The organism is Microbacterium sp. C23T (genome assembly GCF_053345975.1).
On record NZ_JBKFBD010000019.1, the window covers coordinates 54,848 to 76,360 of the forward strand.

The 21,513-nt window shown below is 72.0% G+C and carries 19 protein-coding genes; 5 read left to right on the forward strand and 14 right to left on the reverse strand.

Features of this window, described 5'->3' with window-relative positions:
- Positions 1-37 precede the first annotated feature (37 nt).
- The gene (locus ACLBXX_RS12230) at positions 38-628 is read left to right on the forward strand and encodes a TetR/AcrR family transcriptional regulator (protein WP_447658236.1); all 591 of its coding nucleotides are present in this window, start codon (positions 38-40) and stop codon (positions 626-628) included.
- A gap of 29 nt (positions 629-657) precedes the next feature.
- Here ACLBXX_RS12230 and ACLBXX_RS12235 read toward each other — a convergent pair whose 3' ends face one another.
- The 7 genes from ACLBXX_RS12235 to xylA form a co-directional block, all read right to left on the reverse strand.
- The gene (locus ACLBXX_RS12235) at positions 658-1,455 is read right to left on the reverse strand and encodes a GTP pyrophosphokinase (RefSeq protein ID WP_447658237.1); all 798 of its coding nucleotides are present in this window, start codon (positions 1,453-1,455) and stop codon (positions 658-660) included.
- Between the two features lie 75 nt (positions 1,456-1,530).
- The gene (locus ACLBXX_RS12240; protein WP_447658238.1) at positions 1,531-2,370 is read right to left on the reverse strand and encodes a transposase; all 840 of its coding nucleotides are present in this window, start codon (positions 2,368-2,370) and stop codon (positions 1,531-1,533) included.
- Positions 2,371-2,486: 116 nt separating this feature from the next.
- Positions 2,487-3,584: an SAM-dependent methyltransferase gene (locus ACLBXX_RS12245; protein ID WP_447658239.1), complete on the reverse strand. Its 1,098-nt coding sequence runs from the start codon at positions 3,582-3,584 to the stop codon at positions 2,487-2,489.
- 145 nt (positions 3,585-3,729) lie between these two features.
- On the reverse strand, positions 3,730-5,352 hold the full coding sequence (locus ACLBXX_RS12250) for a LuxR C-terminal-related transcriptional regulator (protein ID WP_447658240.1): 1,623 nt from the start codon (positions 5,350-5,352) through the stop codon (positions 3,730-3,732).
- Positions 5,297-5,704, reverse strand: a complete 408-nt coding sequence (locus tag ACLBXX_RS12255; protein ID WP_447658241.1) for a hypothetical protein — start codon at positions 5,702-5,704, stop codon at positions 5,297-5,299. The genes ACLBXX_RS12250 and ACLBXX_RS12255 overlap by 56 nt, the downstream gene beginning before the upstream one ends.
- A 61-nt stretch (positions 5,705-5,765) precedes the next feature.
- Complete coding sequence (xylB, locus tag ACLBXX_RS12260; RefSeq protein WP_447658242.1) at positions 5,766-7,070, reverse strand: xylulokinase; 1,305 nt, start codon at positions 7,068-7,070, stop codon at positions 5,766-5,768.
- Between the two features lie 107 nt (positions 7,071-7,177).
- Positions 7,178-8,368 (reverse strand): xylose isomerase, encoded by a 1,191-nt coding sequence (xylA, locus tag ACLBXX_RS12265; RefSeq protein ID WP_447658243.1) that lies wholly within the window; start codon positions 8,366-8,368, stop codon positions 7,178-7,180.
- Positions 8,369-8,466: 98 nt separating this feature from the next.
- Between xylA and ACLBXX_RS12270 the strand changes: the two genes are divergently transcribed.
- Positions 8,467-9,474: a LacI family DNA-binding transcriptional regulator gene (locus tag ACLBXX_RS12270; RefSeq protein ID WP_387144970.1), complete on the forward strand. Its 1,008-nt coding sequence runs from the start codon at positions 8,467-8,469 to the stop codon at positions 9,472-9,474.
- Between the two features lie 367 nt (positions 9,475-9,841).
- A complete protein-coding gene (locus tag ACLBXX_RS12275) occupies positions 9,842-10,150 on the forward strand; it encodes a hypothetical protein (protein ID WP_447658244.1) in 309 nt (102 codons plus the stop codon).
- Positions 10,151-10,200: 50 nt separating this feature from the next.
- Here the strand turns inward: ACLBXX_RS12275 and ACLBXX_RS12280 are convergent, their stop codons facing one another.
- Genes ACLBXX_RS12280 through ACLBXX_RS12295 form a run of 4 tightly spaced genes read right to left on the reverse strand, consistent with a single transcriptional unit; the run spans position 10,201 to position 15,753 of the window.
- Positions 10,201-12,570, reverse strand: a complete 2,370-nt coding sequence (locus tag ACLBXX_RS12280; RefSeq protein WP_447658245.1) for a beta-xylosidase/alpha-l-arabinosidase — start codon at positions 12,568-12,570, stop codon at positions 10,201-10,203.
- A gap of 2 nt (positions 12,571-12,572) precedes the next feature.
- On the reverse strand, positions 12,573-13,463 hold the full coding sequence (locus tag ACLBXX_RS12285; RefSeq protein WP_387144979.1) for a carbohydrate ABC transporter permease: 891 nt from the start codon (positions 13,461-13,463) through the stop codon (positions 12,573-12,575).
- Position 13,464: 1 nt separating this feature from the next.
- Positions 13,465-14,457 (reverse strand): carbohydrate ABC transporter permease, encoded by a 993-nt coding sequence (locus ACLBXX_RS12290; protein ID WP_447658246.1) that lies wholly within the window; start codon positions 14,455-14,457, stop codon positions 13,465-13,467.
- 3 nt (positions 14,458-14,460) lie between these two features.
- Complete coding sequence (locus tag ACLBXX_RS12295) at positions 14,461-15,753, reverse strand: ABC transporter substrate-binding protein (RefSeq protein ID WP_447658247.1); 1,293 nt, start codon at positions 15,751-15,753, stop codon at positions 14,461-14,463.
- Positions 15,754-15,886: 133 nt separating this feature from the next.
- Between ACLBXX_RS12295 and ACLBXX_RS12300 the strand changes: the two genes are divergently transcribed.
- Positions 15,887-17,044 (forward strand): ROK family transcriptional regulator, encoded by a 1,158-nt coding sequence (locus ACLBXX_RS12300; RefSeq protein ID WP_447658248.1) that lies wholly within the window; start codon positions 15,887-15,889, stop codon positions 17,042-17,044.
- A gap of 318 nt (positions 17,045-17,362) precedes the next feature.
- Here the strand turns inward: ACLBXX_RS12300 and ACLBXX_RS12305 are convergent, their stop codons facing one another.
- From ACLBXX_RS12305 to ACLBXX_RS12315, 3 genes are read right to left on the reverse strand one after another with little or no spacing between them, the layout of a single operon-like run.
- On the reverse strand, positions 17,363-18,442 hold the full coding sequence (locus ACLBXX_RS12305) for a Gfo/Idh/MocA family protein (RefSeq protein WP_447658249.1): 1,080 nt from the start codon (positions 18,440-18,442) through the stop codon (positions 17,363-17,365).
- Complete coding sequence (locus tag ACLBXX_RS12310) at positions 18,439-19,131, reverse strand: ThuA domain-containing protein (RefSeq protein WP_387144995.1); 693 nt, start codon at positions 19,129-19,131, stop codon at positions 18,439-18,441. Before ACLBXX_RS12310 ends, ACLBXX_RS12305 begins: the two co-directional genes overlap by 4 nt.
- Positions 19,128-20,342 carry a Gfo/Idh/MocA family protein gene (locus tag ACLBXX_RS12315; RefSeq protein ID WP_447658250.1) on the reverse strand — a complete coding sequence of 405 codons (1,215 nt, stop codon included), beginning with the start codon at positions 20,340-20,342 and terminating at the stop codon, positions 19,128-19,130. The genes ACLBXX_RS12310 and ACLBXX_RS12315 overlap by 4 nt, the downstream gene beginning before the upstream one ends.
- 75 nt (positions 20,343-20,417) lie before the next feature.
- Here ACLBXX_RS12315 and ACLBXX_RS12320 point away from each other — a divergent pair, with 75 nt between their 5' ends.
- Entirely contained in the window at positions 20,418-21,416 is a 999-nt protein-coding gene (locus ACLBXX_RS12320) for a LacI family DNA-binding transcriptional regulator (protein WP_447658251.1), read from the forward strand.
- Positions 21,417-21,513 lie beyond the last annotated feature (97 nt).

Consider the following 21,513-nt stretch of genomic DNA (forward strand, 5'->3'; position numbering starts at 1 on the left):
CTGTTTGTAAGAATAACAGAACGGCTATTCTCTTTCCATGCCCAAGGTGACGAAGGAGTACCGCGAAGCCCGCCGCGACGAGATCGCCCGTGCCGCCGTGCGCTGCCTCGAGCGCAAGGGCGTACGCGACACGTCGATCGCCGACATCGTCGAGGAGTCGGGTCTGTCGACGGGTGCGATCTACTCCCACTTTTCGAACAAGGCGGAACTGGCACGCTATGTCGCCGGCAGGTTCCTCCTGCCTCGGATCGACGCCCTCGAGGCGACCGGGGCGCGCGGTGTCGTGATCTCACCCCGCGACGTGCTGCAGCGGATGCTCACGGTGATCGGCGAGGTCGGTCTCTCCCCCGGACTCATCCTGCAGTTCTGGGCGGAGGCGATGGTCGACTCCGACCTCCACGAATCGATGCTGCGCACCGTCGCACAGCTGCGTTCGTCGCTCGCGACCGCGATCACGCCGTGGGTTCGTGGACGAACCGACTCCGATGCCGCCGCCGAGGCGCGAGCCGAAGATCTCGCCCGCTCGATCGCGGCATTGGCGCAGGGCTACATCGCGCACACGGCGGTGTTCGGACCCCGCGAGCCCGCCGAGTATCTCGCGGGAGCCGCGACGATCCTGGAGGTCTGACCGCGCTCTCCCGTCGGACCCGCCCCACGTCAGACGGCACGGACCTCGGAGTCGTCGCCGGGGCGGGGCGCAGCATCCGTCGACGACTCGGCGGGAGCGAGCGGGGCCATGATCTCGCGCACAGCCACGGGTGCGGTCTGGCCCGCGCCGCCGCCTCGGATCTGCCGGTGCAGGCGCTCCATGCGGGCGTCGAGCTCGGCCGCGGTCTCGGCGGCGTCCTTGAGGCTCTCGAGCAGCTCGTCGGGCACGCGCGTCGCGTACTTGTAGTAGATCTTGTGCTCGAGGCTCGCCCAGAAGTCCATCGCGATGGTGCGGAACTGCACCTCGACGGGCACCTCGATGCGCCCGGTCGATAGGAACACCGGCACCTCGAGGATCGCGTGCAGGCTCTTGTAGCCGTTTGACTTCGGCGACGCGATGTAGTCCTTGACCTGCAGGACCCGCACGTCGTCCTGCGCGGTCAGCAGGTCGAAGAGGCGGTACACGTCGGCCGTGAAGCTGCACGTGATGCGGATGCCCGCGATGTCGGTGATGCTCCGGCGGATCGAGGCGAAGTCCCCGTCGATGCCCTTGCGCTGCACCTTCTCGACGAGGCTGTCGGGCGACTTCACGCGGCTCGAGACGTGCTCGATCGGGTTGTAGTCGTGGGTCAGCAGGAACTCGTCGCGCAGGATGCCGATCTTCGTCTCGACCTCCTGCAGGCCGAACCGGTACTCCATCATGAAGCGCTGCAGCTCGTCCCGGAGCTCCCGGAGCTCGCTCGGGGAGACCGTGATCTCACCCTCGTCGGACGCCGTCGCGGGCACCAGAGGTGCAGGAGTCGCCATGCCGTTCACGCTAGGCGGCGGTTCTACGAGAGTCCTGTGAGGACTGGATGCTGCGCCTGCGGCGCGGCAGGAGGGTCAGGCGTCGTCGAGGGCGCGCTGGGCACGCTCGTTCGCCTGCGCGGCGTCGCGGGCCTTCGCCGCCGCAACCGACCGTTCGTCCTCGACCGCGTCGAGCTTCTCCACGGCCGCCCGCTCGTCACCTTCGAGGGCGGCGAGGTCACGACGGAGGTCGTCGATGCGCTCCCGCACGTGGTCGACCCGCTCCTGCGCCTTCGCGCGGCGCACGTCGACGCGGGCGAGCTCGCGCTCCGCCTCGTTCGCGAGGCGCTCGGCCTCGCGCGCCGCCTTCTCCGCCGCCTTGCGCGCGCGGCGCTCGGCGAGGTCGTCGCGCGGGGGCGCGGCGACGGCTCCGGGGAGCGACCCGCCCACGGCGTCGGCGAGCGCGGCCGGCTCGATGTCGCCCGCCTCCAGCGGCTTGACGAGCCGGGCCGTCAGGACGGCGGCCGCGGCCGAGGCATCCATCACCGCCGCGTTGATGGTCTTCTCGACGTCGTCGCGCGCGGCCGTGCTGAGGGTGCCCCCCGCCTCTTCGGCGAGCCCGACCGCCTGCTTCGCGAGGGCGGCCACCAGCTGACGCCGTTGGCGGCCGAGGCGTGCCAGCTCGGCGGCGTCGAGGTCGTCCTGCGCCTCGCGGAGGGCGGCCGACAGCTCGACCGCGTCGGCGAGCTGCCCGTCGCGTGCGAGCAGGTTGACGGCCCACGCCGAAACCGTGGGCTTGCGCAGCGCCTTGAGCTGCCTGGCCAGCGCCGGTGCCGCGAGCCCCGCACGCGCGTTGCGGGCGGCCGTGAACTCCGCCGGCGGGAGGGCGTAGAGCTCGGCTGCGATCGCGTCGAGCTGTTCGTCGGCGTCGGCCATGCGCCCATTGTGTCCCATGGCCCCGACCGTTCTCAGGACCGACCGCGGTGGGGAAGGCCGCGGGATGCGGATCCCGGAAGCCCCGCGGCGACGAGCCCGCGACGGGGCCGCGACGGTCAGACGATCTCGTAGAAGCGCCAGAGGCCGAACTCGGGGACCAGTACCTCGACGTCGGACCACCCTGCCGAACGCGCGTAGCCGCGGAGGGTCGAGGGGCGCATCACCGTGCCGGTGCCCGCGCTCGGTGTGTGCGAGCGTCCGTCCGGCAGACAGACGAAGAGGCTGAAGCCGTAGAGCAGTCGTTCGAGGTCGCTCGCGTTCGCGGCGAAGCGTTCCTCGGTGGCCTCATCCATGATGACGACCATGCCGTCGTCGCTCACTGCGCCGCGTGCCGCCGAAAGCACCTCCACGGGATGCGGCATGTCGTGCAGGCACTCGAACGCGAAGACGGCGTCGAACGGGCCGTACTCGGCGACGAGCGCCGCGTCGCACAGCAGGAACTCGACGCGGTCGGCGACCCCGGCTCCCGCGGCGTTCTGGCGGGCCGCCTCGACGGAGGCCTCGTCGATGTCGAGGCCGACCACGCGCAGCTGCGGGTACGCCCTCGCCAGGGCGATCGAGGACCAGCCGCCGCCGAAGCCCAGGTCGGCGATGCGGGCATCAGGGCGCCGGAGCACGGCATCGAGCCGATCGATCCCCGCGAAGAGATCGGGCAGATCGTCGAACCACGGCCGGTTCATGTCGGCCTGCGCCTCGCGGGCGTGCCGGCCGAGCTGCTCCCAGCTGACGCCGCCGCCGGTGCGGTAGGCGTCGAGGAGGGCGTCGATCTGGGTCCCCGAGGCCGCCGCCATGCGGGCGAGCGGTTCGAGGTACGAAAGACTCCCCCGGTCGAGCAGCACCTCGGCGACACCCGGCGCGAGGCGGAACCGCCCAGCGGCGGGATCGGCGTCCTCGTCGGCGCGCAGGATGCCGCTCGCAGACTGCTGCTCGAGCCACTCGCGCGCGTACCGCGCGTCGGCGTGCGTGCGCTCGGCGAGTTCGTCGGCGGTGAGCCCGTCGGCCCGCGACAGCTCGGCGTACCAACCGAGCTGCGAGCCGAGGTGGACGGCCATGAGGTCCATCCAGCCGAGCGTGGCTTCCATCATCCGGTCGGCGAAGGCCGCCGTGGCCTCGGCCTCGGTCTTCGCCTCGGGCTCAGTGGTCGTCGTGGACATCTTGTCCTCCTTCATGAGTGCTCCGTCTGATGTCTGGCCCCGACACTACGGAGCGTGAGGGAGGCGCCGCGTCGGCAGAACCGCGCAAGTCCGCCGTGTGCGTCTGCACCATTCGATGCAGGGCCGCGCTCGGCGCCGACCTCGGTCACCGGCTGTGCTTCCCCGCGTGCTCGCGCCACCATGCGGCGGCGGCGGTGCGCGAGCCGACGTCGAGCTTCACGTAGATGTTCGCCAGGTGCCGGCTCACGGTCTTCTCGCTGATGAAGAGCTCGTCGGCGATCTGCCGGTTGGCCCTGCCCTGCGCGACGAGCTCGACGATCTCGCGCTCCCTCGCGGTCAGCGGGCCGCCGTCCTCGGCAGCCGCGGATCGCACGACGACCGGCGGCGCGCCGAGGCGCTCGAAGATCACGCCGGCCTGTTCCCGCAACTGCGCGGCCAGCGCCGGCTCTCCACGGAGCTCCTGGGCGGTGGCGAGCCAGCACAGCACGTTCGCCTGCTCCCAGGGCTGCCCCAAGCGCCGGAAGAGGTCGAGGGCGGCGTGCAGCCGGCCGACGGCGCCCGCGGCGTCGCCGGTGTGGATCAGGACCATCCCGCGCCCGTGGGCCGCCCACGCGTGGAATCCGTCGCTGCCGAAGGCGCGGGCGTCGTCCTCGAGCTCGTCGAGCAGGTGCTCGGCCTCCCGCGGCCGCCCGTCCGCGAGAGCGATCTCGATCCCCGGACGCAGCAGACGCGCGCGGCCCATCCGATCGCGCTGCTCTAGGGCGGCGGCGATCATCGCGGCCGCGCGCTCTGTGTCGCCGTCCGCGAGCACCAGCAGCGCCTCGCCCGGCACCGGGTCGACCCCGGCCTCGCTCGCACGGCGGTAGGCGTCGCGCGCTCCAGAGGCATCGCCGCGGAGGCGCCGGATCTCGCCGAGCTGATTCCAGCCCTCGCCGGCGATCCACGGGTGATCGGATCCGAGGTCCTCGCACGCGCGCTCGAGCGCCGCTTCCGCAGCATCCCATTCCCCACTCGCGGACTGGAGCTCGAGTCGGTGCACGCGGCAGACGCCGGCGTAGAGGACGTGCGCGCCGCGTGCTGCGCACCAGGCCTCGGTCGCGCGGGTCCAGTCGGCCATGCGGCGGAAGTCCGCGAGCTCATGGCAAACGTGGATGGTGGTGCACAGCACGTCGCCTGCCCACTCCGCCTCGAGTTCGTCCGACACGACGCAGAGCATGGCCTCGTCGAGCAGCGCGAACCCCTCGGCCGTGCGTCCCGCCCGGATCGCGTGCATCCCGGCCATGACCGCGCTCAACGCCGACACCGCGGGCTGGCGCAGCGCGTCGGCCAGCTCGCGCATGCGCGACACGCTCTCGGCCGGCCACAGCACGCCGGTGCCGTCGAGGTCCATGCTCGCCGTGAGGTACACCTCGTAGGCGTGCCCGCGACCGTCGGGCAGGTCGGTGAGGATCCTCCGCGCGCGCCGCGCCCACGCCGTGCCGACGGTGATCTCGGCGCGTATCAGGCGTACGAGCGCGACGACGAGCGCCGCTTCGGCCGCGCCCATGGCGTCGCCCTCGTCGGAGAGCACGCGGAAGGCCGACTCGAGGCGCTCGAGGCAGGCATCCTGCCGCCCGAGCCACCACTCGCACGACGCGAGCGCGCGCAGGTCGGCACCGGTGGCCGCGGCGTCGCGGCGGGCCCCCTCGAACGCCTCCCGCGCCGTCTCCCAGTCACCGGACCGGTATGCCGCCCGCGCCCGTTCGAGCACGGCGACCGTGTCCGCCATGCCCGAATGCTACCGCCGTCATCGCCCCGTGTCCGGTCGTCGCCGCGCGACCCCGATGCCCGTGCGCAGAGACCCCGTAGAGCACGAGCATGATCGCCATGGTCGTGAGGTAGAAGCCGTGCAGGATCCAGATCGGCCCGAACGGCAGACTCAGCACATAGACGGTGTAGACGGCATTGCCGACGTTGCCCATCACGAGCGCGCTGAGGCTGTACGAGCGCAGGTCGCCGGAGCGCACGGCCTTCACCACCATCGGCAGGTTCGCCGCGGCGAACAGCACGGTCGAGACCGTCCCGGCGAGCGTCGCAGCATCCATATAGGGAAGATACGGATGCTGCCACCCGCGATACATCGGCAGTTCTACCCATTTCCGCCGAGGCGGCCTGCATGATTCGGCCCGCAGGCTGCCGTGCTCAGGTGGTGAGGACGGATGCTGCCTGCCGCGCGGCGCCGAGCGCCACGTACTCCCCCGGCTCGGGCACGTCGACCGGCAGGCCGAGCACGAGCGGCGCGATCTCGCGCACGGCCGCGGACTGCGCGCCGCCTCCGACGAGCAGCGCGCGCTCGAGCGGCACGCCGAGGCCGCGGAGGGCTCCGAGCCCGGCAGCGAGCCCCGAGAGCATGCCCTCCACCGCCGCGCGAGCGAGATTCTCGCGCGTCGTCGACGCGAGCGTCATGCCGGTGAGCGAGGCCGTGGCGTCGGGAAGGTTGGGCGTCCGCTCGCCCTCGAAGTAGGGCACCAGCGTCAGGCCCGCGGCGCCCGGGTCGGCGGAGAGAGCCAGCCGCGACAGCTCGGCGTGGTCGACGCCGAGCACGCGTCCGACGGCGTCGAGCACGCGCGCGGCGTTGAGCGTCGCGACGAGCGGCAGGAATCGGCCTGTGCAGTCGGCGAACCCCGCGACCGTGCCGGTGGGGTCGATCGTGCGCTCCTCGCTCACCGCGAAGACGGTTCCGCTGGTTCCGATCGACACGACGACGTCGCCGGGACCGGCACCGAGCCCGAGGGCCGCGCCCGCGTTGTCGCCGGCGCCGCCGCCGACACGGCGGTCCGCGGCATCCGTCACCCATTCGTCCGGTCCGAGCACGCGCGGCAGCGCGGCGTCGTGGCCGAGGGCGGCGATGAGCAGCTCGTGGTCGTAGCCGCCCGTGGCGGGGTTCCAGTAACCCGTGCCCGAGGCGTCGGAGCGGTCGGTGACGAGCTCGTCGAGCTCGGGCCCGCGCGGCGACTCGCCCTCGGGCCCGAACCCGCGCAGCCGCCAGGTCAGCCAGTCGTGCGGCAGGGCGACGGCCGCGACGCGCGCGGCGTTGTCGGGCTCGTGGTCGCGCAGCCACCGGAGCTTCGTGATCGTGAAGGATGCCACGGGCACGAGGCCCGTGCGCCGCGCGAGCTCCTCGGCGCCGAACTCCGCCGTGAGGTCGGCCGCGGCCTGCGCCGAGCGGGTGTCGTTCCACAGCAGCGCGTCGCGGACGACCCGCCCCTCGGCGTCGAGCGCCACCATGCCGTGCTGCTGCCCGCCGATCGCCCAGGCCTCGACGTCGTCGATCCCTCCCGCGTCGGCGATCGCCTCCTGCAGTGCGCTCCACCAGGCCTCGGGGTCGACCGAGGTGCCGTCCGGGTGCGATGCACGGCCCTGCCGGACGACCGCCAGGGTCGCAGCATCCACGATCACGACCTTGCAGGACTGGGTCGACGAATCGATCCCCATCACGAGGCTCATGTGCGCTCCTTCACGCTGTGTTCCGCCGAAACAGGGGATTCCACGCGAGACCGGGGACTGTGCCCCGGGTCTCGACGAGAATCCCCTGGTTCGGTGAGTGGGATGGGTCAGCCGCGGGCGCCGAGCAGGTGCTCAGTCGCGAGCTGCTGCAGGCGGACGAAGCCGAAGCCCTTGCCGCCGAGGTACGCGTTCGCGTCGAAGTCCTCGTAGGCCGAGCGGTCCGCGAGGAAGTCGTCGTACGTCTCACCCGGGTTGAGCGTCGGAACCGACAGCTCGTCGACCTTCGCGGCGGCGAGCGCCTCCTGCACCTCGGGGTCGGCGCGGAAGGCCGCGGCGCGCTCCTTGAGCAGCAGGTAGGTGCGCATGTTCGCGGCGGCCGAGTCCCAGACGCCCGTCTCGTCCTCGGTGCGCGAGGGCTTGTAGTCGAAGTGGCGCGGGCCGTCGTAGGCGGGCACGCCGCCGGGGCCGCCGTTCTCGAGCAGGTCGACGAGCGCGAACGCGTTGTGCAGGTCGCCGTGGCCGAACACGAGGTCCTGGTCGTACTTGATGCCGCGCTGGCCGTTGAGGTCGATGTGGAAGAGCTTGCCGTGGAACAGCGCCTGCGCGATGCCGGCGGCGAAGTTGAGGCCTGCCATCTGCTCGTGGCCGACCTCGGGGTTGAGGCCCACGAGCTCGGGGCGCTCGAGCGAGTCGATGAACGCGATCGCGTGCCCGAGCGTGGGCAGCAGGATGTCGCCGCGGGGCTCGTTGGGCTTCGGCTCGATGGCGAAGCGGATGTCGTAGCCCTTGTCGGTGACGTAGTCGCCGAGGAGGTTGACGGCCTCGCGGTAGCGCTCGAGCGCGGCGCGGATGTCCTTGGCGGAGTCGTACTCGGCGCCCTCGCGGCCGCCCCACATGACGAACGTCTTGGCGCCGAGCTCGGCGCCGAGGTCGAGCTGACGGAACACCTTGCGCAGCGCGAAGCGACGCACGTCGCGGTCGTTCGACGTGAAGCCGCCGTCCTTGAAGACGGGGGCCGAGAACAGGTTGGTGGTGACCATCGGCACGATGAGGCCGGTGTCGGCGAGCGCACCCTTGAGGCGGTCGATCTGCGTCTGGCGCTCGGCATCCGTCGATCCGAACGCGAACAGGTCGTCGTCGTGGAAGGTGAGGCCGTACGCGCCGAGCTCGGCGAGCTTCTCGACGGCGTGCACCACGTCGAGGTGGTTGCGGGTCGGTCCGCCGAAGGGGTCGGTGCCGTTGTAGCCGATGGTCCAGAGACCGAACGAGAACTTGTCGGCGCGGGTGGGGGTGGGCATGACGCTCCTTCGCGGTAAATGTTGCTGCCGACAACCTATACCAGAAACGATGCGGGGTCCAGCGCGGATCCCGATAGTTTCGGCGTTAGCATCGACGCATGACGGAGGGGCCACGGATCACGCTCGCCACCATCGCCGCCGAGGCGGGCGTCTCGCTCGCCACCGTGTCGAAGGTGCTCAACGGGCGCACCGACGTCGCCCCCGGCACGCGCGCACGGCTCGAGACCGAGCTCGCCCGTCATGGGTACACCCGCCGGTCGGGCAAGCAGCGCAGCGAGTTCGTCGAGCTCGTCTTCCACGAGTTGGAGGCGAGCTGGTCGATGGAGGTCATCGAGGGCGTGGAGGACGTCGCCCACGACGCGGGGCTCTCGGTCGTGCTCACGGTGAGCGGCGACCGTCACACCCCCGGCGCCGACTGGATCGACGGCGTGCTGCGCCGCCGGCCGATCGGCGTGATCCTCGTGTTCTCCGACATCGCGGAGCGGTTCCGCGACAAGCTGCGGGCGCAGGGCATCCCGTTCGTCATCGTCGACCCGGCCGGCGACCCCTCTCCCGACGTCCCCTCGGTCGGCTCGGCCAACTGGTCGGGCGGGCTCATGGCCACGCGCCACCTCATCGAGCTGGGCCACCGCCGGATCGCCGCGATCACCGGCCCTGAGGACATGATGTGCTCGCTCGCGCGCGTCGACGGCTACCGCTCGGCGATGAACGCGGCGGGCCTGCCGATCGACGCGAACCTGATCCGCTTCGGCGACTTCCATCCCGGCGGGGGCGAGGCCGCGGGACGCGAGCTGCTCGCCCTCGACGACCCGCCCACCGCGATCTTCGCCGGCAGCGACCTGCAGGCGCTCGGCGTGATCGCCGCCGGGTCCGCGGCCGGACTGCGCGTGCCCGACGACCTCTCGGTCGTCGGCTACGACGACATCGCGCTGTCGCGCTGGATGAGCCCGCAGCTCACCACCGTCCACCAGCCGCTTCGCCGCATGGGCGAGGAGGCGACGCGCCTCGCGCTGCGCCTCGCCGAGGGTGCGACCCCCGAGACCCTGCGCATGGACCTCGCCACGCACCTGGTGGTACGCGGCAGCACGGCCCCGTTCGCCGCCTGACCGACGGGGAACGGATGCTGCGCCCCGGCGCCGCGCCGCCCGTCCGGGGTCGGGCGGCGACATCTCGCATCCCAGAGGGATCGTCCGGTTGGGCGCGGTCGGTTCGGCGCGCCTTCGCCGAGCAGGAGACGCGCGCGACCCCGTCGGTCATCGACATCGCGACCACGGCCGGGAGGGCTGCGTGAACCGGAAGTTCAACAGCCCGTGACACGGACTTAACACACCGAGTGTAGAAATGGTGGTGGCACAGCCGGGCGCGACGACGGGGCCGGAGACCACTTAGTGGCGCTTCCCTCGAAGGTCAAGCCCCCTGCGTCGAAATCACGGTGGGACCAGGATCGTTCCCACGACGACAGGAGGCTCCGCAATGGTGCTCGAACGCCCCACCTCACCTGTGAGGCACGCCCTGCGCGCCCGCGTCCTGCCGTCGCTCAAAGAGTTGCCGCCCCGCCGGCCCGAACCGGCTGCGCCCGAGGACTCCGCCGTCCGCTGGGACCGCATCGACCTCGACCGGTACGAGGTGCGGGCGAACGGCTCGACGGTCGGCTTCGTCGACGTGGTGGGTGCCGTCTTCGTGGTGCTGTCCGGTACGCGGTATGACCGCGCCGTCGAAGTGACGCAGACGCTCGACTTCGCAGCGGCGATCCGTTCGATCTCCCCCGCCGACGCGGCCTGACAGCACGGCAGGGCGCCCGATGGGGGCGGCGGACACCCGGCCGCGCCGGATCACTCGTCTCGGGTCACCGACACGCCCGCGTGGAGCCGCCGGGTGTGATCGAGGTGGCGTGGCTCGCCCACGACCCGGACCGTGCGCGTCGCGACGATCTCTCCACTCGATCGACCGAACGCGAGGACGAGGTCACCGGGCTCGACGACGCGCCGGCCATCTCGCCCCGTGAACGCGGCGAGGTCGGCGGGCACGTCGAACGACACCCGCGCCCTCTCGCCGGCCGCGAGCGGCACCCGCGCGTACGCGATGAGCCGTCGGACAGGACGTACGACGGAGGCGACCGGGTCGTGGAGGTAGAGCTGCACCACCTCGACGCCGTCGCGGTGGCCGGCGTTGCCGACGTGGATCGAGACCGTGACCGAGCCCGACGCCGACATCTCGGTCGCCGAGGCGGCAGCATCCGCCCACACCGACGGCGCGTACCCGAGACCGTGTCCGAAGGGATACGCCGCGGTGGGATCGATGTTCGACACGTCGTTGCGGCGCGCGAGCTTCGATGCCAGGTACGTCGAGGGCTGCGCACCCGGATCCCGCGGGATGCTGACGGGCAGGCGCCCGCTCGGATTCACCCGTCCGCTCAGCACGCCGGCGATCGCGCCGGTGCCCTCCTCGCCCGCGAAGAAGCTCTGCACGATCGCCGCGGCCCGCTCGGGAGCCGTGCCGAGCGCATACGGGCGACCGGCGAGGAGCGTCACGACCGTGGGAACACCGGTGTCGAGCACGGCGTCGAGCAGAGCCTGCTGCGCGCCGGGCAGGGTGAGGTCCGCGGCGTCGCACCCCTCGCCGCTCGTGCCGCGGCCGAACAGTCCCGCGCGATCGCCGAGCGCGAGCACGACGACGTCGGCGCCGGCCGCGGCGGCGAGCGCCTCGGCGAATCCGCCCGTCTCGCCTCCGTCGATCGTCGTCCCCGCGGCGTGGACGATCTCGGCGGAGGCGAACTCCGCGGCGAGCGCCTCCCGCAGCGTGGGCAGCGAGATGCCGATGGGCAGTTCCGGATGCCGCACGCCGACGTGCGACGGGAACGAATAGCACCCGAGCACGGCGTAGGGATCGTCGGCGACCGGCCCGATCACCGCGACGCGGCGCGGCGCCGCGAGTGGCAGCACCCCGTCGTTGCGCAGCAGCACGATCGCCTCCTCGGCGATACGACGCGCGAGCCCGCGGTTGGCGGTCGGGTCGAGGTCGACGGAGCCGCGCACCGCCTCGAGCGACGCGGTCTCGAGCCCGGCGAGCGCCGTGGGCACGGGCGACCAGTCGGCGTCGAGCAGGCCGAGCTCGGCCTTCTGCCGCAGCACGCGCCGCAGGGCGCGGTCCACGATCGCGCCGTCCACCTCGCCCGCCTCGACGGCGCGCACGAGGTCGGCGCCGAAGGTCTTCACCGTGGGCAGCTCGACGTCGATGCCGGCGGAGAGGGCTCGGGCGGCAGCATCCGTCCATCCGTCGGCCACGCCGTGCAGGTCCTTGAGGAAGGCGATCGAGAAGTAGTCCGCGACCACCGTGCCCTCGAAGCCCCATTCGTCGCGGAGGAGATCCGTGAGCAGAAAGGCGTCGGCCGCTGTGGGCACGCCGTCGAGGTCTGTGTAAGAGTTCATGACCGAGCGCACGCCGCTCTCGCGGATCGCCATCTCGAACGGCGGGAGCAGCACGTCGGCGAGCTCGCGCGGGCCGACCGAGACGGGCGCGAGGTTGCGTCCGCCCTTCGACGCCGAGTAGCCGACGAAGTGCTTGAGCGTGGCGACGACTCCGGCGCTCTCGACGCCCTGGATGTACGCGGTCGCGACGGTGCCCACGAGGTACGGGTCCTCGCCGATCGTCTCTTCCACGCGACCCCAGCGCGCGTCGCGCACGACGTCGAGCACGGGCGCCAGCCCCTGGTGCACGCCCACCGAGCGCATGTCGGCGCCGATCCGCGCGCCCATCTCGCGCACGATGTCGGGGTCGAACGTCGCACCCCAGCTGAGCGGCACCGGGTAGGCGGTGGCGCCCCACGTCGCGAAGCCGGCGAGGCACTCCTCGTGCGCGAGGGCGGGGATCCCGAACCGGTTCGCGCCGGCGATGCGCTGCTGGGCGCGCTGGAGCGCGAGCGCACCGGTCGCCGGGTCGACCGGAGCCGTGCCGAACGGGCGCGTGAGCTGGCCGAGCCCCGAGGGCAGCAGGTCGTCGAGGTCGATGTCGTCCGACATGTCGTGCTGGTGCGGCGCGACGTCTTCTCCGTCGGCGGATGCCCCGACCCACACTCCGTACAGCTGCGCGACCTTCTCCGCCACGGTCATCTCGGCGATGAGGGCCTCGACGCGCTCGTCGACCGGCAGCACCGGGTCGTTCCAGCGGCTCAGGGTCGCAGCATCCAGAGTCTGCTCTTCCATCGTCATCCCTTCACCGCCCCGGTGAGCCCGCCGACGATGCGCTTCTCCGCGAGGAGGAAGAACACGAGGGCGGGGATCATCGCGAGCGACGTGTAGGCCAGCACAGCGCCGGTGTCCTGCGAGTACTGCGTCGAGAACTGGGTCACCCCGAGCGGCAGCGGCCACAGCTCCTGCGGAAGCGTGCCGGTCGAGATCACGAGCAGCGGCAGGAGGTAGCCGTTCCAGCTCGCGACGAACGCCAGGATGCCGACCGTGATGAGGCCGGGCTTGGCCAGCGGCAGCAGGATCCGCCAGAAGAACCCGAGGCGGCTGGCGCCGTCGATCATGGCGGCTTCTTCGAGCTCGTCGGGGATCGCACGCAGGAACGGCACCAGGATGATGATCGTCGTCGGCAGCGCGAACGCGATGCCGGGGATGATCACGCCGAGGTACGTGCCGTGCAGGCCCAGCGTGCGCAGCAGCAGCGTGAGCGGCAGGGCGGCCACCGTCAGCGGGAACATCAGCCCGGCGGCGAACAGGGTGTAGAGCCCCTCGCGTCCTTTGAAGTCGTAGCGGGCGAGCACGAACGCGGCCATGATGCCCGCGATCACGACACCCGCCGTCGTGGCGACGGCGAGGACCGTGCTCGCGAACAGGTTGCCCCAGAACCGCGGCGAGCCGAGCACGGTGATCCAGTTCTGCACGGTGAACGGGTCGGGCAGGCCCGCGGGGTTCGCGTTGAGGTCGGCGGTGGTGCGGAACCCGCCGAGGAAGACGTAGAGCACGGGTCCGACGGCGACCGCGGCGACGACGAGCGCGACGAGGTAGACGAACGGCTGGCCCCAGTCGAAGCGGCGTCCGGCCGGTTCGGCGGCACGGGGCGAACCCGTGACCAGGGTGGTGGTGGCCGACATGTCAGCGGGCTCCATTCGTGAGGGCGCCCTTGAGGTCGCGCCGCAGCGCGAAGCGCTGGTAGATGAGGGCGATGACGAGCGAGATGACGAAGAGGATCACGGCGATCGCGCTGCCGTAGCCGGGCTGCCCTGCGAACTGGCCCTGCTGCACCATGTAGGTCGCCATCGTCTCGGTGGCGATGCGCCGGACGGCGGGGGCGACCGTGACCCACACCATGTCGAAGACCTGCAGCGAGCCGATGATCGACAGGAACGCCCAGATGCGGATCGTGGGTCCGAGCATCGGGATCGTGATGTGACGCTGGATCTGCCACCAGCTCGCACCGTCGATCTGCGCCGCCTCGGCGAGCTCCTCGGGGATGCCCTGCAGGCCCGCGAGGAACAGCAGGATCGCGAAGCCGATGTACTTCCACGTCAGCACGAAGAAGATCGTCCAGAGCGCGATGGCGGGGTCGGCCAGCCAATTCTGGGTGAAGGCGCCCAGGCCGACCGCCTCGAGCGTCGCGTTGACCGCGCCGTTGGGCTGGAGGATCAGCTTGAACGCGAGGCCGGCGATGACTTCGGCGAGCACGTACGGCACGAAGATGAGGAGGCGGAAGACGCCGCGCCCACGGAGCGGGCGATTGAGCAGGAGCGCCACCGCGATCGCGATCGGGCCCTGGACGAGCAACGACATCACGAGGATGAAGAAGGTGTTGCCGATCGCCTTCTGGAACTCTGGGCTGGTGAGGGCCCGCACGTAGTTGTCGAAGCCGACGAACCGGCCGGAGTCGGCGAGGTTCTCCCACTGGAACGCGGGCGGGAGGTTGAAGAAGCTGTAGACCGCCGCGAGGAGCACGGGCAGGATCACGAAGCCCACGAACAGGATGAGCGCGGGCGAGACGAACAGGAGGATCTCGAGGCGCTTGCGCGTCGAGCCGCGCCGCGGGGCGCGCACAGGAGTGGGGCCCGGGCCCGCGGTGACCGCGGGCCCGGGGGTGGTGAGGGTCGCCATGATCTACAGGGTCGCCGCCGCGTCCTGCATCTTCTGGACGATCTCTTCGGGGGTGCCGGTGCCGGCGAAGAGGTTGACGATGCCCTCGTTCATGGCGTTGCCGACCGTGGTGCCGAAGGCGGTGTCGAGCCAGAGCTGGACGAAGGATGCCTGCGACAGGCCTTCTGCGACCATCTTGAGGTTCGGGTCCTCGAGGGAGCCCTGCGCCGCTGCGACGGTCGGGATGCCCGAGCCGCTGGCCGCGAACTTCTTCTGTACGTCCTCGCTCATGATGTACTCGAGCAGCTCCGCGCACTCCGGCGGGGCGTCCGCCGAGCAGCCGAAGCCGTCGCCGCCGCCGAGGGCGGCGGTCGGGTCGCCGTCAGCGCCGGCGATGCCGGGGACCGGGAACCAGCCGAGGAAGTCGGGCACCTTCTGGTCGGGCGTGAGCCCGCCGATGACGCCGGCGTTCCAGTGGCCCATGAGCTCCATGGCGGCCTGGCCGTTGGCGAGCATGCCCGCCGAGCTGCCGGCGCCCTGCTGTGCCGGCGTGCCGAGGAAGCCGTCCTGGAACGGCTCGATGCCGAGGAACTCCTGCAGCTGGGTGCCCGCGTCGACGAAGCACTCGTCGCTGAAGTCGAAGTCGGTCTCCGCGGCCGAGAGTGCCTCGGGCGAGCACGACTTCAGCGCGAACTGGTACCACCAGTGCGCGGCGGGCCACGCGTCGCCCGCACCGACGGCGATCGGCGTGATGCCGGCGTCGCGGAGCGCGCCGACCGTGTCGACGAGCTCGTCGAACGTGGTGGGGACTTCGGCGCCTGCCTGCTCGAACAGGTCGGTGTTGTACCAGAAGCCCTCGATGCCGAAGGTGAACGGGATGCCGTACGTCTTGCCGTCGACCTGCCACGGATTGACCGTCGCGCCGACGCTCGAGATCGTGTCACCGAGCGCGTCGTCGAGCGGCTGGAGGTAGCCGTTCTCGACCTGGTCACGCAGCTCGCCGCCCGGCCACACCTGGAAGAGGTCCGGCGGGTCGCCCGCGGCGAGCGCGTTCGGGATCAGCGTGCGCTGCAGCTCCTCGTTCTGGTATCCGGTCTGCTCGACGGTGACGCCCGGGTGGGCCTCTTCGAACTCGGCGGCGACCTCCTCCCAGACCGCGGGGAGCGGACCCGACGTGGCGTTGTGCCACCACGTGATGGTGACCCCGTCGCCGTTGTCGCCTTCGTCACCGCCGCCGGCACAGCCTGCGAGCACGCCGACGGCCAAGCCGGCTGCGGCGACCCCGGCGAAGACGCGCATCCTGCTGCGTGTGTTCATCTTCGAACCTCTCGAAAGTTTCGACTTCTACGTCGAAAGTGATGTGGACGAGGCAAGAGTACGTTCAAACGGATTTGAGGTCAAGAGCAACAAATTACGTTCGAGCAACGGCGCGGGCTCTACAGTGATACGGATGAGCGATCCGTCACCGGCCGAAGGCGTCCGCCAGCGCAACCTCGCGCGGCTGCTGCGCCTGGTCCATCTCGAAGGACCGCTGTCGCGCGCGACGCTCACCGAGGCCACCGCCCTCAACCGCTCCACGATCGCCGATCTCGTCGGCGAGCTCGTGCGCGAAGGACTCGTCGTCGAGCGCGCCCCCGACCCGTCCCGCCGCGTCGGCCGGCCGTCCCCCGTCGTCGCCGCCGACGCGCGCGTCGTCGCGATCGCAGTGAACCCCGAGGTCGACGCGCTGACGATCGCCGCGGTGGGCCTCGACCGCGGCATCCCCCTTCGCGAACGCATCGAACTCGATCACCTGCTCACGCCCGATGAGACCGCGCGACTCATCGCCGAGCACGTCGCGCGGTGGCGCGAGGGCGAACTGGCCGACGCACGCGTCGTCGGCGTAGGACTCGCCGTGCCCGGCCTCGTGCGCGCGGCCGACGGACTCGTGCGCAACGCGCCGCACCTGCGCTGGACCGACGCACCGCTGCGCGACCTCGTGGCCGAGGCCACCGGCCTGCCGACGTCCGTCGGCAACGACGCCACGCTGGGCGCGATCGCCGAGCACCTCTTCGGCGCGGCGGCCGGCTTCGACGACGTCGTGTATCTCAACGGCGGCGCGAGCGGCATCGGCGGCGGGGTGATCGTGCACGGGATGCCGCTGCTCGGCGCCGGCGGCTACACCGGCGAGTTCGGGCAGAACCGTCCCGGGATCGCTTCCGAGGCCGACCGGCGGGCGGGCAACGGCGTGCTCGAGGACGAGGTGAGCCGCGCCCGGCTGCTCGCCGCGGTCGGGCTCCAGGCGGCCGACGAGCCCGCCCTCGCCGCCGCGCTCGCGGCAGCGGGCACCGGTGCCGCGGAGGAGGTCGCCCGGCAGCGCCGCATCCTGTCGACGGCGCTGGCGAACGCGGTCAACGCCCTGAACCCGGCGGTGGTGGTGCTCGGAGGGTTCCTGGCGACCGTCGCCGCACCCGACCTTCCGGGGCTGACAGCGCTGGTGCAGGAGCAGGCGATGTCGGCGAACGCCGAGGACCTCGAGATCCGCGTCGCGTCCCTCGCCGAGGACCGCCTCCTCATCGGCGCCGCTGAAGCGGCCTTCGCCGAGCTCCTCCGCGACCCCACCGCCTGACCAAGGTCGCGACCGCGCGGACCGCACACTCTGTGCCGAGGCATCCGTCGCCCGAGGCCGTCTCCGCCTCCCCCCGCGACAGGTCAACCGGGCTTGCACAGGAGGATCAGCCCGCAGAGTCTCCTGCACAACGCCGGTTGACTTGTTGAACGAGAAGGGATGCCGCGCCCGGGCGTCAGAGGCTGCGCCAGACCTCCGCGGCCGTCTCCGCCTCCCCTGCGACAGGTCAACCGGGCTTGCACAGGAGGATCAGCCCGCAGAGTCTCCTGCACAACGCCGGTTGACCTGTTGAACGAGAAGGGATGCCGCGCCCGGGCGTCAGCGGCTGCGCCAGACCTCGGCAGCCGTCAGGGGAACGAGCGAAGGCCGCTCCACCGTCGTCGTCAGCTGCTCCCGCACACCCGAGGCCGCGGAGGCGGCGAGCGCCGTCATGATCTCGAGCACGTGCAGGGCCATCGCCCCGCTCGCACGGCCCTCGCCCACGACCAGGTCCAGCAGCCCGATCCCGCGTCCCGCATCGACGTACCCGGCGGAGGGCTCGAGCGTCTCCCACGACCCGCCGCGCGCATGCAGCTGCACGTCGCCGGCGAAGTTGTTCGGGTCGGGCACGATGAGCGATCCGTCGACCCCGTGCACCTCGATGGGCGCCGCCGTCGAGCGGACGCCGTCGAAGCTCATCGTGACGGTCGAGATCGCACCCGACGCGTGGTGCAGGATGCCGGTGAGGTGTGTGTCGACCTCGACCGGCACGCTCTCGCCGGCCCGCGGGCCCGAGCCGATCACGCGCGACTCGCGCGAGCGCGATCCGGCGCCCGACACCGCGGTCACCGGTCCGAGCAGCTGCACGAGCGACGTGACGTAGTACGGCCCCATGTCCAGGAGCGGCCCGCCACCTTCGCGGTAGTAGAAGTCGGGCTGCGGATGCCACGACTCGTGGCCCGCCGAGACCCACATCGCCGACGCCGACACCGCTCGCCCGATGCGCCCGCCGTCGATCGCCGCGCGGGCGGTCTGCACGCCGGTGCCGAGCACCGTGTCGGGCGCACCCCCGACGCGCACGCCCGCGGCGGCCGCGGCATCCGTGATCCGCGCAGCGTCCGCGAAGGTCGCCGCGAGCGGCTTCTCGCCGTAGACGTCCTTGCCGTGCGCGATCGCGGCGAGCGCGACCTCGGCGTGCGCGGCCGGGATCGTGAGGTTGAGGACGGTGCGGATGCCGGGATCCGCGAGCAGCTCGGCGGTCGTGAGCGCACGGCAGCCCGGGATCGCCTCGGCGGCCGCCTCCGCGCGCGCGACGTCGAGGTCGGCTACTGCTGCGATGCGCACACTCGATGCCGGGAGCAGCGTGTCGAGGTACTGGCGGGAGATGACGCCGAGCCCGACGATCCCGATGTCGGTCACCGCGCGGCCCACAGCAGCCCCCGCTCGACGATCGTGCGGACGTTCGCGTCCTGCAGCACCTCGGGAGAGTGGCCGGGCGTGGCAACGAACACGCGACCCTGGCCCCAGTCACGCGTCCAGACCGCCGGCGAGACGATGGGGCGGTGCCACGGGTGGTACGGCTGCACCGGGTGCGTCGTCGTCGCCAGCACGTCGATGAGGTCGTCGTGCAGCACCCAGTACTGCTCGGTGGTGAGCGTGAAGTCGTCGATGCCGGCCGTGATGTCGTGCGTGCGACCGAGTCCGGTGATCTCGACCGTGTAGTCGAGGTAATTGTCGGTCTGGTCGCCGTGCACCTCGTCGGGGTGCTTCGACGGGTGCGTCGCGAACTGGCCGCCGACGAGCTGCAGGTAGTCCGAGCTCGCGCGGAACGAATCGGCGATGCCGCCGTGCCAGCCGGCGAGGCCGGTGCCGGCGGCGACGGCGTCGCGGAGGCCCCGGATCGCCTCATGCGACGCCTGCGACATCGTCACGGACTGCAGCACCAGGTCGGTGGCCGCCATGCGGTCGGCGTCGGCGTAGACCTCGGGGTCTTCTTCGACGGTGACGTCGAACCCGTTCTCGCGGAGGAACGGCAGGAAGAGGTCGGTCGCCTCGATCGGACGGTGGCCGTCCCATCCGCCGCGGACGACGAGGGCGGTACGGGTCATGCGGGGGTCCCTTCGGGGTCGGCGGCGGCGGCTGCCACCGGCGTGAGGATGCTGTCGTGGGCGGCGCTCTGCTCGACGGCGGCGAGCACGCGCTGCACCTGGGTGGCGTCGGCGAAGCTCGGCGAGACCGGGATCTCGCCGGCGACCGCGCGCACGAAGTCGACGGCCTGGTGCGCGAACAGGTGCTCGTAGCCGAGTCCGTGTCCCGCGGGCCACCAAGCTCCGGCATACGGATGCTGCGCCTCGGTCACCTGCACGCGCCGGAAGCCCTGCGCGGCATCGGCCGCGGCGTCGTACACCTCGAGCTCGTTCATGCGCTCGAAGTCGAAGGCGATCGCGCCGCGGTCGCCGTTGATCTCGATGCGGTTGGCATTGCGGCGGCCCGTCGCCACCCGCGTCGCCTCGAAGACGCCGAGCGCGCCGCCATCGAAGCGCGCCGTGAACGCCGCTGCGTCGTCGACGGTCACCGGCAGCCGGTCGGACGTGTCGGCGGCGACGCCGCCGAGCCCCTCGACCGCCGAGCGCCGGGGCCGGGACGTGACGAACGTGTGCATCGTGGCCGACACCGCCTCGATGCGCTGACCGGCGAGCCACTGCGCGGTGTCGATGCTGTGCGCGCCGATGTCGCCGAGGGCGCCGGAGCCGGCGCGGTCGCGGTCGAGCCGCCAGGTGTGGGGCGAGTCCGGGTCGCTCAGCCAGTCCTGCAGATACTGCGCACGCACGTGCCGGATCTCCCCGATGCGCCCCTCCTCGATGAGCTGACGGGCGAGCGCGAGCGCCGGTGTGCGGCGGTAGCTGAAGCCGCACATCGCGACGACGCCGGACCGAGTGGATGCTCCGGCCGCGGCATCCGTCATCTCCTGCGCTTCGGCGACCGAGTTCGCGAGGGGCTTCTCGCACAGGACGTGCTTGCCGGCGGCGAGCGCCGCGAGCGCGATCTCGGCGTGCGTATCGCCGGGGGTGCAGATGTCGATCGCGTCGATGTCGTCGCGCTCGACGGCTTCGCGCCAGTCGACGCCGTGCTCGGGCCACTCCCAGCGCGCGGCGGCCTCGGCCGTGGCGTCGGGGCGACGACCGACGAGCAGCACCGGCTGCGGCGCGAGCGGGAGGTCGAAGAAGTGCGGCGCCGTGCGCCAGGCCTGCGTGTGCATGCGGCCCATGAAGCCGGTGCCGATCAGCGCGATCCGCAGCGGAGATGTCGTCGTCGTCATCGTGGTGGCCCTTTCCGACCACGACGATGCCATCGGCTCTGGCATCGGTCGAGGATCTTGCGCAAAACTGGTCGGGTGTCAGCCCGCGTGACTCTCGTCGATGTCGCGACCGAGGCCGGAGTGAGCGTCGGCACCGCGTCGAGGGCGCTCTCGGGCCGCGGCGACCTCGCTCCTGCGACGCGGCGCCGCGTGCTGGCTGCGGCGCGTGGGCTGGGGTACACCCGCGATCCGTCGGCCGGCGGGCGCCCGGCCGGCACCGCGCGCCTCGTCGACCTCGTCCTGGGCTCGTACCACAACGCCTATTCCGACGAGGTGACCGCCGGCGCGCGCAGCGCGGCCGCCGCCGCGGGCTACGACCTCGTGCTCACCGAGGAGCGCGACACCCCCGACGACGACTGGCCGATGCGCATCCGCCGGCGCGGCTCGGCGGGTGTGGTGCTCGGCCTCATCTCGCCGACCGCGTCGCAATTGGCCGCGATCACGGATGCCGAGATCCCGGTCGTGCTGATGGACCCGCAGGCCGAGACCTCCCGCGGGCTCGCCAGCGTGCGCACGACCGACCGCGACGGCGCGTTCGGGGCGGCGACCCACCTCGCAGAGCGGGGGGCGACGCGGTTCGCGATCGTGCTCGGCTCGCCGCCGTTCCGCTACGGGCGGGCGCGGAACGCGGGCTTCCGCGAGGGGCTGCGCCTGGCCGCCCCCGGCGCGGACCTCGCCGCGGTGCAGGCGGACTGGAGCGGAGCAGCGGCGCGCGAGGCGGCGCTCCCGCTGCTGCGCGGCCTGCGCGCAGGCGAACGGCTCGGAGTCTTCGCGTGCACCGACGAGATGGCGGCCGGCGTGTACGCCGCCGCCGCGGCGACCGGGCGGCGCATCCCCGACGACGTGCTCGTCGTGGGCTTCGACGACCTGCGCGGCGCGCGGTGGCTGACACCTCCCCTCACGACCGTGCGGCAGCCGATCCGCGAGATGGCCGCGGCCGCCGTGACGGCCCTCGCCGATGCCGCGGCCGGCGCTGCGCTTGCGCCGTCGCCGATCGTCCTGCCGACGCAGCTCATCGAGCGCGGCTCGACCTGACGATCCGGACGGACCGGTGGCCGCGGCATCCGAACCGGACGAAACGTCGCATGTCGGCGCGCGGGGCACGCGAGTAGCGTGGGACCAGTCTGACGGA